10 protein-coding genes are annotated in these 14,566 nt (G+C 53.8%); 7 read left to right on the top strand and 3 right to left on the bottom strand.

The window, feature by feature from the left end:
- Positions 1–39 precede the first annotated feature (39 nt).
- The 5 genes from BLX24_RS27585 (at position 40) to BLX24_RS27565 (ending at position 6,504) form a co-directional block, all read left to right on the top strand.
- Complete coding sequence (locus BLX24_RS27585) at positions 40–2,472, top strand: outer membrane beta-barrel protein (protein WP_071506465.1); 2,433 nt, start codon at positions 40–42, stop codon at positions 2,470–2,472.
- Positions 2,473–2,670: 198 nt separating this feature from the next.
- Positions 2,671–4,656 (top strand): helix-turn-helix domain-containing protein, encoded by a 1,986-nt coding sequence (locus BLX24_RS27580; protein ID WP_071506464.1) that lies wholly within the window; start codon positions 2,671–2,673, stop codon positions 4,654–4,656.
- A 101-nt stretch (positions 4,657–4,757) separates the two neighbouring features.
- Positions 4,758–5,150: a hypothetical protein gene (locus tag BLX24_RS27575; protein WP_071506463.1), complete on the top strand. Its 393-nt coding sequence runs from the start codon at positions 4,758–4,760 to the stop codon at positions 5,148–5,150.
- Positions 5,151–5,269: 119 nt separating this feature from the next.
- Positions 5,270–5,674 (top strand): hypothetical protein, encoded by a 405-nt coding sequence (locus BLX24_RS27570; RefSeq protein WP_071506462.1) that lies wholly within the window; start codon positions 5,270–5,272, stop codon positions 5,672–5,674.
- Between the two features lie 80 nt (positions 5,675–5,754).
- Positions 5,755–6,504, top strand: coding sequence for an MBL fold metallo-hydrolase (locus tag BLX24_RS27565; RefSeq protein ID WP_071506461.1), 750 nt, complete (start codon positions 5,755–5,757; stop codon positions 6,502–6,504).
- A 9-nt stretch (positions 6,505–6,513) separates the two neighbouring features.
- Here the strand turns inward: BLX24_RS27565 and BLX24_RS27560 are convergent, their stop codons facing one another.
- The 3 genes from BLX24_RS27560 to BLX24_RS27550 all read right to left on the bottom strand — a co-directional run bounded on the left by BLX24_RS27560 (position 6,514) and on the right by BLX24_RS27550 (position 11,325).
- Positions 6,514–9,252 (bottom strand): DUF11 domain-containing protein, encoded by a 2,739-nt coding sequence (locus BLX24_RS27560; protein WP_071506460.1) that lies wholly within the window; start codon positions 9,250–9,252, stop codon positions 6,514–6,516.
- Between the two features lie 109 nt (positions 9,253–9,361).
- Complete coding sequence (locus tag BLX24_RS27555; protein ID WP_071506459.1) at positions 9,362–10,639, bottom strand: sensor histidine kinase; 1,278 nt, start codon at positions 10,637–10,639, stop codon at positions 9,362–9,364.
- Complete coding sequence (locus BLX24_RS27550) at positions 10,636–11,325, bottom strand: response regulator transcription factor (protein WP_071506458.1); 690 nt, start codon at positions 11,323–11,325, stop codon at positions 10,636–10,638. The genes BLX24_RS27555 and BLX24_RS27550 overlap by 4 nt, the downstream gene beginning before the upstream one ends.
- 114 nt (positions 11,326–11,439) lie before the next feature.
- Between BLX24_RS27550 and BLX24_RS27545 the strand changes: the two genes are divergently transcribed.
- The gene (locus BLX24_RS27545) at positions 11,440–13,848 is read left to right on the top strand and encodes a TonB-dependent receptor (protein WP_071506457.1); all 2,409 of its coding nucleotides are present in this window, start codon (positions 11,440–11,442) and stop codon (positions 13,846–13,848) included.
- A 239-nt stretch (positions 13,849–14,087) separates the two neighbouring features.
- Positions 14,088–14,531, top strand: a complete 444-nt coding sequence (locus BLX24_RS27540) for a MarR family winged helix-turn-helix transcriptional regulator (RefSeq protein WP_071506456.1) — start codon at positions 14,088–14,090, stop codon at positions 14,529–14,531.
- The last annotated feature ends 35 nt before the right edge of the window (positions 14,532–14,566 follow it).

Here is a 14,566-nt window from a genome sequence, read left to right as displayed (position 1 = left end):
ACCGGTCACCTTTGCAGAAAACAACGACAACAGCAGACCATGCAATTTACACTGACCACGTTCCTCTTCATATTGATTACCTGCCTGACGCAGGCGCAAAGTCTGACCGGCACCGTCTGCGACAGCCGGCATGAACCGTTACCGGGTGCGGCAGTCCGGCTGCTTCGGGCGGCAGACTCAACGCTTGTAAAAGGCGATATTACCGGCGCCAGCGGCAAATTTACGTTTACAGGCTTGTCCGTCGGCCGCTACTGTATTCACATCACTAGTGTCGGCAATCAGGATTTCCGGAGCGGTGAGGTTGTATTCGACGGGGCTCAGTCCGGGCAGATCCTGCCGGTATTTATCATGACAGCTTCGCAGAAAATCCTTCATGAGGTTACGGTAAAGGCGAAAAAGCCCCTGCTGGAGCAGGAACTGGACCGGACGATTGTCAACGTGGAGGCCATGATCGGGGCCGCTGCCGGTAATTCGCTGGATGTACTACAGAAAACGCCGGGCGTCAGCGTCGATGTCAACGGCGAGATCAGCCTGAACGGGAAAACCGGTGTACTGGTGCTGATTGACGGCAGACCTACGTACATGTCGGGGCAGGACCTGGCCATATACCTGAAATCGCTGCCGGGCGGAGCGATTGACAAGCTCGAACTGATGACCAATCCGCCGTCGCGGTACGATGCTGCCGGCACGGCGATTATCAATATCCGGCTGAAACGCAGCAAACTAGCCGGTCTGACGGGAAACGTTACGCTGAGTGTCAATCAGGGAATAACCAGCCGGAGCTACAATGTGCTTAGTCTCAACTATAACCGTAAAAAAGTAAATCTTTTCGGAAGTCTGGGCTACAACAAAGACGGGAACCAATCGACCGATACCTATGACCGGACCTTTCTGGATGCCCGGGGCGGCGTAACGTCGGCCGTACAACTGAGCAACCGATACCGGACATCGGGGCAGGGGCTGACGGGGCGGTTCGGAGCCGACGTTTTACTGACACCGAAGACTACCGTTGGTTTTGTATGGAACCGGCAGCAAAATCCGCGCACGGAGCAGCTGACCTATACCAGCCGCAGCCTTGACCGTTCCGGCAGCCTTGATTCTGTCGGGACCGGTACAACCGACGGGCGTTATGCCTGGAACCATACCAGTATCAATGTAAACGCACAGCATACCATCGGTAAAAGCGGGCGTGAGATCAGTGCCGATCTGAATCATATTCAGTATGATACGGATGGTGAGCAGCTGTTGACGAATCAGGTGGCGGGTGCAGCGGGGAATATGCTCAGCCGGCAGCAGTTCCTGTATAAACTGCCGACGCACATCCGGATTTCGTCTGCTAAGGTAGATTACACGCACCCGTTGCCAAACAAAGGCCGGTTGGAAGCAGGAGCCAAATCAAGTTGGGTGGCCAATGACAACGATGCGCAGTATCAGGCGCTGAAGGGGCTTGATTACCGCCCGGATTATGGCCGGTCGAATCATTTTTTGTATGACGAAGCCATTCATGCGGGATATGTATCGTTACGGAAAGGCTGGCAACGGCTGGCCATACAAGGGGGGCTGCGCCTGGAAAATACGCAGATCAGCGGCCGTCTGTCGGAGAACGCCGGGACCACAGCGAGTTCATTTACCCGCCGTTATACCAACCTGTTTCCATCGGTGTTTGCCAGCTACAAGCTGGACAGTACGGGTAAAAACACCGTAACCGGCAGCTTTACCCGCCGCATTAACCGGCCGGGCTATCAGTCGCTGAACCCGTTTCTGGCCTACCGTGACCAGTATACCTACACGTCCGGCAATCCGTTGTTGAAACCGGTGTTCCACAATCAGTATGAACTGAAATGGCAGCACAAACACCTGATCGGCGTGGCTTTGCAGTACAATGATTTCAACGACGTTATTTTCCAGCTGACCCGCGTGGTAGACGGTATTTTTGTGACCCGTCCGGAGAACGTAGCCAAAGGCCGGATTCTGTCGCTCAGTACCAACCTGTCGCTGGCTCCGGCGCCGTGGTGGACGCTCAACCTGAATGTGATGACCGCACGGCTGGCTCTGCGCGGGGATGCCTATTCAGAAAAACTCCGGACAACGGTATACCACGCCCGGCTGAATGTGATGCAGCAGTTTCAGCTGGGCCATGGCTGGAGCGGCGAGTGGACGAGCTATTATTCGTCCAACGATGTGTCGGGGCAGACCATTACCCGTGCCCGGTTCCGGATGGCGGCGGGCGTACAGAAGAAACTCTGGAAAGACAAAGGAAGTCTTCGGCTGACGCTGGAGGATATGTTCCGGTCGTGGAAAACCGTAGACCGGACGGTCAGCCTGTTTCAGAGCGAAGCGATCCACACCAATGTATCGGATACGCGCTGGATCGGGCTGGCCCTGACATGGCGGTTCGGACAGGAGAAGTTTGCCCGTAAGCGTTCCCATTCTGATAATGCCGCTGATGCCGAAAAAGGGCGGGTAAACTGACAGGTGGCGCTTTACTTTGCCGGTATTTGTAAAATTAGCAGGCATGTGTAGTTAACCATTTAGATTAATGGTAGAGTTATATGGACTTTTACAGGTAAAGGATCTCTGTTTTTTTTGTCAGTATGACGTATTGTTGATTGTAAGGAGGGAATCGAATGTATTATCTTTCGGGTCCTAAACCAAGTGAATCGGTAAGTGATGGTGACCCCTGAGCAGTCGCAACTCAGTCAGTTAAATCAGGTTATTGACGAACAGATGAGCAATCCGGCATTCGGTATTGACGAGTTGTGTCGTACTTTGGGCATTAGCCGTTCTAATCTGTTCCGGCTGCTGAAAGAGCAAACCGGTTTGGCCCCTTCGCTGTATATTCGCCAGCTCCGGTTGGCAAAAGCCCGTGATTTACTGGAACATACTGATTTGCGGATTACCGATGTTGCGTTTCAGGTTGGGTTTGAGCGCTCGCAGATGCTCAGTAAGTATTTTACGGAAGCCTATGGAATAAGCCCGAGTGAATTCCGCACAAAGCAGGTGGGTGCGGATGGGTTTCCCGCCGTACAGCATGAATCCCCAACGCCTGACACTGATGTATTTCCGGTCGTTGACCAGCAGCCTGAAAAAGAACAGCCGCCGGTTCCGGTCGTGGAAGAACATGTCATAACGCTACCGGCGGTGCAGGTAGCGTGGTATCGCCGCAGGCAGGTACAACTGGTTGCCCTGGCATTGCTGCTGGTGCTTCTGGTGGCGGGATGGTTCAGCCGGTTAAATCCGTTCGGCGACAATACACCGGCCGCGTCTTCGATAGCGGTCCTGCCGTTCCGGAATACAGGAGCGGCGGATACCTATTACTTCAGTAGTGGTATCATGCAGCAGATTCACAGCTCGCTGTCGCGGCTGGAAAACCTGAAGGTAATTTCGCAGGCGTCGGCCATGCTGTATGAAAAAACAACGAAAACACCGGCCGAGATTGCCGGTGAGCTGGATGTGGCCTATCTGCTCGAAGGGGAGGTCTTACAGGTTGGCCAGCGGGTAAAACTGTCGGTCGAGCTGATTCTGGCCGCAGATAACCGCACCGTCTGGAGTAATACTTACGAAGGAGACGAGCAGCATCTTTTCGGATTTATGGGGAAAGTGTCCGGGCAGATTGCCCGGGAACTGAACCAACAATTGAGTCAGGCGATGCGGCAGCAGCTGAAGAAGGCACCAACGCAGAACATGACGGCTTATAACGAGTACCTGAAAGGGCAGTATCTGCTGCGAAACCGTTCGCGGGAGGGTATTTTGGGGAGTCTGGTGAATTTTGACCGTGCTCTGACGCTTGATCCTGGCTATGCGGATGCCCACGCCGGGAAGGCAATGGCCCATTTCCTGCTATTGGCCGAGGGGATTAATGAGAGCCGGCAGAATAAGCAGCTGGCCGAAAAAGAAGCCCTGGACGCTATCCGGCTGGATGCACAGAACGCACAGGCGTACCTCATTCTTGCCAAACTGTATCAGGCGCAGGGGAAATGGGAGCAGGCAAAAACAACGTTTCAGATTGCCCTGCAATACAGCCCCAACGACGCCCTGATTAACTATTCACTCAGCCTGCTGCTCCGAACCATCGGTCAGGTCGACGGGGCCATTGATTACAGCACCAAAGCCTATGCGCTCGACCCGCTGCTGCCGGTAATCCTGATGGGGCATGTGGGGAATCTGCTGGCTGCCGGACAGTATGAGGAAGCCCGGAAACTGATCGCGGAAGGCAACCGGCTACACCAGCAGGTCGCCAACTGGTACTGGACAACGGCCGCCTATTATTTTGCCCGGGAGCAGTATGAGCTGTCTCTTCAGGAACTGGATAAGGGGCTGGCTATCTCGCCGGCCACAAAAGCATTTCTCTACCGCAAAGCCATTACCAAAGCGCGGATGGGACAGCCGGAAGAAACCCGGGCCATTCTGGATACCTTGCCGGACATTGTTGAAAACTATGCCTATCGTGCCGAATTTTATGCCGGTCTCAAGGATAAAGGCCACTGTCTGGCGTATCTGGAAAAAGGGCTTACGACCGAACAAATCCCGCTTTACCTGAAAGTAGCGCCGCTCTTCTCGTTTCTTCACGGCGATCCCCGCTTTACCGCCATTTTGCATCGCGCCGGCCTTGATGGGCCTGTTTCGATGCCCGGACAGCGCAATTTGGTCAAATAAGGAAAGTCGTGACCAAATAAGGAACGTTTTTGGTCAAATAGGGAAAGCCTTTCCGGAAGGGATCAAGGAGCTTTGTGGTATAAACCAAGCGCTCCTGACCGATGAAAGGGTTTCTGCCGTTTTCTGTTGCCAACAACCCGTTCCTACTGATCCGGCGTGGGCCGGTAAGGCTCCCTGGCTATCTTGTCAGTGCGGTATTACTGGCGCTGTTCTTTGGTTTGACCGCACCGGTCAGGGTGGTTCGGCCGGATCAGGTAACACCGGTACGGGTCATGACCAGCCGTACGGATTCGATATGTCCGGCGCAGACCGGCGGTACTTTTCCTGACAGCGACGGTTCCGCAGGCGAAGGCAGCTCCCTGACCACGAGGCATGAGGGTAGTGATCCGGCTGACCGCTACGGTAAGGATGAAAAGCAGGCCCCCGAAGTTCTGGTGTCGCCGGTCACCCATCAGCAGCCACCGGCTCTGGCCCTGCACAGTGACCCGAAATAACCAAAAGGCAGGCCCGCTGCCGCGCCGTGCTGGCTGGTTTTACAAAAAACGGGTGCTTGACCTGCTGCTGATTCCAACCTGGTTACCTGTTCCGGAGTCTACGCATAAACGACACCCATATGAGATCCTTTCTGTTGCGGAAACCGCTGTCGGTTCTGCTGATTACTGCCCTGGCAGGACTGACTGGCTGCCACACCAAAGACCCGTTACCGGCCGATACATGGTCCGAAGATTGTGTGCAGCTCAGTCCGGTACAGGGCGGCTATAAACTATCAGGCCTGTGTTGTGCCTACCTGAACCTGCCTGTGCTGAATCTGAGCAAAGGAGGAACCTTTACCGTAAACGGCACCTACTTCACCTTTACCGGTGCCGGTTTTGCCCCGATTGCCACCGTTGTTGACGGAAAACTGAGCGATAACGGGAAGCAACTGACAATTGCCTATACAGTCAATCAGATTGCGGAAACGCATGTGCTCAAACCCGGTGTGGCTACAGCAACCTGCGACTACTGTAAATGTGACTGAGAACCGGACATACATTTTTGTGTGAAAGATGCGTCGATGCCCGTCCTAAGCGTGTATGTTTGCAGGAAGAGCAACGAACTATGACAATCATACCCCTACGCGAAGGCACCTTTTCGGTCGATTTTTCCAAGATCTTTCTGCCGTTCAATTCTGAAACAGATCAGCTGGCCGACCGGCCGCCTAAAAGTGTCGCTGTGGCTATTCAGCCGTTTCTGGTTTGTGTCCGGGAGGATATTGTATTGCTGGATACCGGCTTAGGAACCACCGATGCCGGGCAAATGACACTGGTCAGGCTGTTACAGGAAGCGGGCTTCGGGCCGGAGCAGGTGACCAAAGTTGTTCTGTCGCACCTGCATAAGGATCATGCAAACGGCGTTGGATATTTTGATGAGCATGACCGGTTTACGATGACGTTTCCGAATGCGGCGTACTATATTCAGAAACGGGAAATGACGTTTGCACGGCAGCAGGAGAGTAATCCATCGTATAATCAGCGGTTGCTGGCCGCCCTGGAAAAGCACCCGCAGGTGGTCTGGCTGGAGGCGGATGAAGGCAGGCTGAGCGAACAGATTACTTTTCTGGTGACGAAAGGCCATTCGCCGTTTCATCAGGTTGTCTGGATGCAGGATGCCGGGCAGACCGCTTTCTTCGGGGCCGATGAAGTCCCGCAACTCGGTTATCTGAAACGTAATCTGGCGTATAAAAATGACTTTGACGGGAAGCAGGGCATGACCCTCCGCAAGCAATGGGCGGTTGAAGCCGCTGCGCAGCAGTGGCAGTTGTTGCTTTACCACGATATAAAACGGGCGACAACGGTGTTCATCGCCTGACGGGCCGGTTTAGTAAACGCGAATGTCCAGGCTGGCCGTGTCGTCTTCACCGTTAAACGAGCCATTGGCCGGTTTGCTGTCGGGGTCGGCCGGGCTGGCGGTCATTACCTGGGCCTTATATACCTGTTGACCGGTAGCTGTTACAAAGACGGTTAACGAAAAGGACGCACGTTGTCCGGCCGGAATGGCTGGTAAACTTGCGGAAAGCAGTCCGTTTTGGTAAGTCAGAATAGAAGGCGAAGAAAAAAACTGCAGGCCAGCCGGAAATTCACTCCCAACACTGACATTGGTGGCTGTAGCGCCGCCGCCATTAAGCACCGTAACGGTCAGGGAAACGGTCTGGCCGACCTGGGTAATCCGCTTGTCTGAAACAATCCAAAGGCTGAGATCAGCAACATCGGTACCGTTTACCGGCTGATTCGGTTGTACACCGGGTAAGGGGACCTGATTCGGGTTTGGTGAGACATACACCCCTGCGCCGTCGTTTACCCGTGTCCGGAAATCAACCGAGGCGGCGTCGTCCTGGCCGTCGGCGGTACCGGTACCTGGCTGGCTGTTCAGATCGGGATTGGTTGATGTCATGATTTCAGCCGCATTCTGATAGGTTCCGGGCGCCAGTGGCTGCGCCAGAAAGGTCCGTGTTGCCGTACTGCCTGCTGCCAGATTAGTAATCGTACCGCTCACAATGCCGTTTGCATGCGTTAAGGACGACGACGAAACAAAACTCAGATTGGGGGGCAACCGGTTTTCAAAACTGACCGTGGTTGCGCTCCCGGGCCCCGAGTTTTTGACGCTCAGCGTAAAGGTAACCGCGTCGCCAATTTGTGGAGTACGATTGCTGACGGCCATTTTCAGCGATAGATCTGCATAAGGCAGCGTACTGCTGACAGGTACGAAAACGGTGGTAGATGCCGATGACGTACAGGTACCAACACTGCAACTGACAGAATATCCCGTGGTACTGGTCGGACTGACGGCAATTGCGGCTACTGTAGAACCAGTCGACCAGCGTAGCTGGCCGCCGTTACAACCGACTGCATTCAGAATCAGGCTCTGACCACTGGTCAGGGTGGCATTGGCCGGCGAAATGGCAATGGCCGGTGCGCTGCCCGCTGAAATCGTTGCGGTAGCCGGTGCTGACAGACAGCCATAGACGGGATTGACCGCCTGCAGGCTGTATGTGCCTGCTGCTGTGACCACAATGCTCTGGGTTGCCGCACCGGTACTCCAGGCATTATTGGTGCTGTTGCCCGAAGTCAGCGTTACACTTGGCGTTGCACAAAGGGTAGCGCTTGTCGGGGTAATAGCCGGCGTTGAGACCGCAACGTTGGCTGGTACTACCACCGCGGGCGGGAAGAAATACCTGTTCTGACTATTTTGAACGCGCAGGCTGTACGTACCAGGTCCGGCCATAATGCTCTGGGTGTTTGGTCCGTTATCCCAGACATATCGGGCATAGGCAGTGGACTGGTAAAGGACTAACTGATTGCCCGTAGCGCAGGCGATTGACGTCAGCGGTTGCTGCTGAGCCGTATAAGGGGTTGAGGTGGTAAAGAAGTTACCGGATAACAAGGCGCTTGCCCAGGCCAGTGCTACTTTCTGCTGACCGGTCGGTGAATAGTGAATGCCATCCGGCCGGTCTTGCTGGCTGTTGATAGCACCCAGATCGGGACCGCGATACACATTGTAATTGGCCGTCTGAATAACACTCAGCTGCGCATCCCGGATATAAGGATAAAAACCGGCTGCATAATCCGAAACAGCGACACTCCACGCCAGTGACGGCATGTTAAATTCAGAACGGACTTTATCAATAACCCCTTTGTAATACGTCTGAAGAGTTGGTGAGGTAACATCGTTTCCGCGGTCATTTTCGCCGTGCAGGAGCAGGACCCCCCGGATGCCGGTGGTGGGGGTATACAAGTTCATGATGCTGCGCATGTTGGCATAGGGCATCCGCAGATCATAGCGCACAAAACCATGGGTAAACGGGATGTCATAGGCTGCCTTATAATTATGCTCCATGTTTGAGCCACCGAAACCTCCGTTAAAGAATAGCACCGGTACGCCCAGTTGCTGCACCAGTAAATCGCCCAGGTAGCCCCAGAACCACGCAAACCGCGCAAATGGCGCCATACCGACATAGGTATCAAGATGGGCAAAGTTGCCGGGTCCGGGCAGATAGGCCGGGTCAGCAGTATTTTCGTAATTGGAGAGACTGGCCGACGAAAAATCGGCGCTGTTGTTGTTGTCGTTCAGCCGGATGCAGCTCACGCGGTCATCAGAGGCACCGCTAAGCGTAGGGCAGGCATTGTCTGTACTGCCGCTGGTATTATCAATGCAGGTAGACCCCTGGGCATCAGAATGCCCCATGATGGCCAGCACTTCCCCGACCCCGAAGCGCTGCAGCGTATCGCGGGCAACAACGGTATTGTTCCGGATGCCTTTAACAATGATCTGCCACCAGCCGCCGGCCAGGGTCATGGTGCTGGTAAACTGCCCGTTTGCCGGATTGTTGAGCAGTAACACGTTACTGCTGGTTGCCCCCGATATCCGGTTTATAACATCAAATGTGATCTGATCCAGTTGCTGGTTAAAGCTGCCGGCCACCTGAACGGTCGCCTGGTTGTTGTTGTTGCGCTGGACCACCATCCGCTCCGTCGGATAGGTGAGGTGTATCTGTGCAAAAATCGGTTGCCAGGCAAACAGGACGATAAAACAAAACCAGATTGACGTTAAACGCTGCATTCGGAAAGTCAAAAACGTAGGATAATGAACGGAATAAACAAAAGTAATCGTTGATGGGAATCATCGTGTACGTTGTGACCGAAAAAAAGGGTATTAAGCGGCGCCGGGGTTACTGACTTGTCTGGAAATCCAACATGAATACATGCTCCTGAATGTCATTATGATACCTGTAGTTAAGCGCTATGTCGTACCGGCGGGCTATTTCGCGGGTAATGGCAAGGCCCAGGCCGGTTGAGTCGGGGCGGGCGGGATGTTTAACGAACCGGCTAAACAACTGATCTTCCGGAAACGGCAGGGGCTCGCCGGTATTCCGGATCGTAAATGAGCTGGCTGTCAGGGTGATATATACGTTCGTGTTGGCCGTGGCGTGCAGCATGGCATTTTTAAGCAGATTGCTGAACATCACATCGGCCAGATAGGGATTCAGCCGGCGGGTAACGCCTGCCGCAATGGAGACCTGCCAGTCGAGGCCCCGGTGTGCGGCATAGAGCGCAAACTGCCGGCACTGCTGCGCGGCCAGACTGCTCAGGTCTACGGTTTGTAAGCCGGCAAACTGCTGGTTTTCGACCTTTGTCAGCAGGAGCAGGCTTTTGTTGAGATGAACCAGCCGCCTGACCGAATGTTGCGCCGACTCCATCAGCGCAACCTGTTCTCCGGTAAGCGGTTCTGTCCCCAGAAGCTGATCGAGTTGTGTCGTAATGACGGCCAGCGGTGTTTGTAATTCGTGAGCAGCATGTTCGGTAAAAGCCTTCTGCAGCTGGTATTGCTGCTGCAGGTTCTGACTCATGTCATTGAGTGTTGCGCTCAGGTGGTCGAATTCGGCAATGCTGCTGCCCGAAAACCGAACGGGTTCGGACGCATCCAGCCGGAAGGTACGCAGTTGCTCAATCAGGGTGAAAAATGGCGTCCATAGCCGCTTCGATACCCAACTGTTCAGAACAACCAGCAGACCCAGTAAGAGCATAAATCCGCCGACAACACTGATGGACAGCAGCCGTGCAATTTCATCAAATTCGCCCATGGCCTGCTTGACCACAACCAGATAGTGCTTATCGCCGACGGTAAGGATCGCTTTGAGCTGCCGGACCGGTACGGGGTTGTGCTCGCGCCAGTCAAACTCCGTCGTATCCGAATAAACGGGAGTAAGCTGTCCGGGGCCGGCAACCGGTTCGATATGCGGGTTGTCGAGCAGGTGATGATCCTGACCGACGGTGACCTGCTGCCTGATCAGCTGTTGCTGAATGTAGGCCAGATCGCTGCTCAACTGCTCGTCAATTTCGTAATAAATGCCGCGCCGGATCAGCGTGTCGAAGAGCCAGCCTCCGCCGAGGGCAACGGGAAGCATCACCAGCAACAGGTATAGCAGGGTTTTCCGGAGCAGGGTCATGCGGTTTTGCTGAATAAATAACCCGCTCCGTAGCGTGTCCGGAGGTAGTCGGGACAGCCGCCGTCAATCAGTTTCCGGCGCAGGTTTTTGATGTGTGTATACAGAAAATCGTGGGAGTCGGCCCCGTCCATGTAGTCGCCCCAGACATATTCGGCAATGGCAGCCTTGGTCAGTAACCGGTTCGGGTTTGCCATAAAAAAGACCAGCAGCTGGTATTCTTTTTCTGTCAGCTCAATGGATTGGTGCCGGACTTTTACCTGGTGCGACAACGAATCGACGGTAATGTCGCCGAACGTGATCAGGTTATTACCCCCAAAAAGACGGCGGCGCAGCACAGACTTGATGCGGGCATTGAGTTCGGGCAGATGAAAGGGTTTCGTAATGTAGTCGTCTGAACCCAGTTCGAGTCCCAGCAGCTTGTCATCCAGAGAGTCTTTTGCCGAAATAATGATCAGGCCTGCCGTGCCGGTATCGGCTGAACCGGCGTTCAGCTGACGGATCAGATCAAGTCCGTTACCGTCGGGCAGGCCAATGTCGAGCACAATGCAGTCATAGGCGTAATCGTGCATGGCAGTTGAGGCACTGGCGTAGGTCGTTGCCGTTGTGACGACGTAGTGTTCTTCTTCCAGAAACCGGCTGATGGCCGCAACCAGCGCCGGCTCATCTTCAACGAGCAGAATTTTCATGGCACAACAATTTATCAAATTTGGCGGCAAAATCTGAAGGGAATCTGTAGCCTTGCTTCAGAATTGCTTCAAAAAGGCGGATTATTTTTGGAGAATTACGTACTGTGAAAAGCTATGCGCCGTTTATTTATCTTTTTCCCGCTGTTGTTGGTAACTGCTGACCTCATGGCCCAGTCGACCAGCGTAATTCTGTCTGGTCTGGTAAAGGAAAGCAAAACAAAAACAGCGTTACCCTATGCCAGCGTGACGGTCATGAATGTCCGGGACAGCACCTTTGTAACGGGCACAATCACGAAGGAAGATGGCCTGTTTTCGGTCGGGCCGGTCAAACCCGGCGAATACCGGCTCCGGATCTCGCTGGTGGGTTACCAGACACAATACCAGCCGGTGCTGGTGGGTAAAGCCAGTGATTTTCTGAATGTGGGCATTATTGATCTGCCGGAAGTGGTCAGTCAGCTGTCCGAAGTGGTTGTGTCGGCAAAGGCAGAGGCTGTAGCGGCTTCGATGGATAAAAAGACCTTTACCCTGGCCGATAACCTGAGCCAGGCGGGTGGATCGGCACTCGAAGCCATGAAAAATCTGCCGGGTATCACCGTCAGCGGCGACGGGCAGGTGCTTTTGCGGGGCAGCGACCGCGTGATGGTGCTGGTCGACGGGCGGCAAACGGCCCTTACCGGCTTCGGTAATCAGTCGGGATTAGCCAATATTCCGGCCTCGGCCATCGAAAAAATTGAGATCATCAATAACCCCTCCGCAAAATTCGACGCTAACGGCAATGCCGGCATTATCAATATCATTTTTAAAAAAGAGCGTAAGGATGGCTTTAACGGAAAAGCAGGCATGGCCGCCGGTGTGGGAGCGTTGTGGGTAAAACGGGAAAACTACCCCACTATCCGGCCGCAGTATCAGGTTACGCCCAAAATCAATCCGTCGGTATCGCTGAATTACCGCAAAAACAAAGTGAACCTTTTTTTACAGGCCGACAACCTGTACACGCAGACCCTCAATAAAAACGAGTTTACCGACCGTTATTATGACGACGGGCAGGTGGTGCGGCAACAGCTGAAACGCAACCGGAATACGAACATCGTCACCGCCAAAGGTGGGCTCGACTGGTTTATCGACGACCGTAACACCGTGACCGTTTCGGGGCTGTTCAGCAGCGAACGCATCATTGACCGGGGCGACGAGCCGTTTTTTGACAAAACCCTGACGGAGCGGCTGCGCCTGTGGCAGTTTCTGGAAGACGAAATAAAAACGACTGTCACCGCAACAGCGGCCTGGCAACACAAGTACCGGCAGCCGGGCCGGTTGCTGAATCTGGGGGTTAACTACACCTTTCACCGCGAAGACGAGAACTATTTCTTCGACAACATTTACCCGACGTTTCAGGGCCGGGATTCGTTTAAACTCTTATCCGATGAGAACGTAACCGACCTGACCCTCGACTATGTGCAGCCGCTGCGCTATGGCCGCCTCGAAACCGGTGCCAAACTGCGCCGTCGTACCATTCCGACCAATATGCAGTTTTTTCCGGGACTATACTCACCGCTTGATACCAATGCCGGCGGACGGGCCACCTACGGAGAGGTAATTCCGGCGGTTTACGGAAATTACCTGATCGAAACCCGTAAGCTGGAAGTAGAGGCGGGGATCCGGCTCGAATACGTTGATCTGAAGTATGAGGTAAACCCAAACCACAATACCTACAAAAGTGATGGTTACCAGTATGCCCGGCCGTTCCCGAATGTGCGGCTTGCGTGGAAACTAAACAGCAACAACCGCCTTTCGCTCTTTGTCAACCGGCGGGTCGATCGGCCGAATGAGGTCGACATCCGGATTTTCCCGAAATACGACGATGCCGGAATCATCAAAGTCGGCAATCCGGGCCTGCGGCCTCAGTTTACGACCTCGCTGGAGTTAGGCTATAAAACCAACTGGACGGCCGGGTATCTGTACGGGGCGTTGTACCACAAGGAAATGCAGTCGACAATTACGCGGATCGGTACCATTGTACCAGGCAGTACGCTGATCTACAATGTGTTCCAGAATGCGGGCCGGAGCCGCAGCTCAGGTATCGAGCTGATGGTGTCGCAGTCCGTTAGTGCATGGGGAACCATTAGTCTGAACATGAACGGCTATCAGAACACCATTGATGCGTTCAGCATCATTAATAAGTATCCGGTGGTGAGTCCTTATACCGCACCGCGTCAGCAACTGTTTTCGGGCAGCATAAAGCTAAACGGTCAGTTTAAGCTCCCGAATAAGCTCGAAGCCCAGTTTACGGTCCTTTATCAGGCTCCTGATCTGGTGCCGCAAGGGAAAGTGTATGCCCGGTTCTCGGTCGATGCCGGGGTAAAGAAGACGATTCAGCAGGGTAAAGGGGAGGTTTTTGTGAATGCTACAGACCTGTTCAATACGCTGAAAATCCGTCGTGAGGTGCAGGGCAACGGCTTCCATTACACCAGTACAGACTACTACGAAACGCAGGTGATCCGCATGGGCTACGCCCGTAAGTTCTGACAATATCTGACCGGCAACTGGCAGGATTACGGGATGCACAGGCTATCATCAAATCCTGTAATCCTGTCAGTATATACAGGGTAGAAAAACGCGGCTTACCAGGTAAATCAGTACCCCTTTTTTAGGTTGATACGCCCGCCCGTTAGACGGCTATTTCCCTTTGCTGTCATTATTTTATCGACTCATGCTTGTGCATACAAATAAAAACAGTACCTTTGTGCCAGAAGAAATGTATAACGATGAAAGCCGACGTTGAAAAACCAGTAACCCGATTTAGTGCCTGCCTGATGTTTTCGGCAAATGCGCTGGCCCGTGCCATTACGGCCATAGGGGAGGAGGAGTTCGGACGGTTCGGTTTGTCGTATTCACATGCCTATCTGCTGATCGAAGTGATTGAGTCTCCCGGCATTACACCAACGCAGTTAAGTAATTCACTCTATCTGACCCCATCGACCATAACGCGCCTGATCGAAAAACTGGAACAGAAGCGACTGGTGAAACGCGAGGCAGAAGGGAAAAATACATTTGTGTATCCGACCGCAGAAGGAATGGATATGACCGGAGCGATCCGGACGGCCTGGGAACGTACCGGCGAACGGTATATGTCGGCTATTGGCGAAGAACAGGCGCATGCCCTCGCTAAGCAGGTGTTTCGGGCAGTACGTGCGCTGGAAAGCGAGTAAAATTTTTTGAGAATATTGTTGTATGTGCAAACAAA

Source organism: Arsenicibacter rosenii (assembly GCF_001870735.1).
GTDB classification, from domain to species: domain Bacteria; phylum Bacteroidota; class Bacteroidia; order Cytophagales; family Spirosomataceae; genus Arsenicibacter; species Arsenicibacter rosenii.
This window is presented reverse-complemented; position numbering and strand designations above follow the sequence as displayed.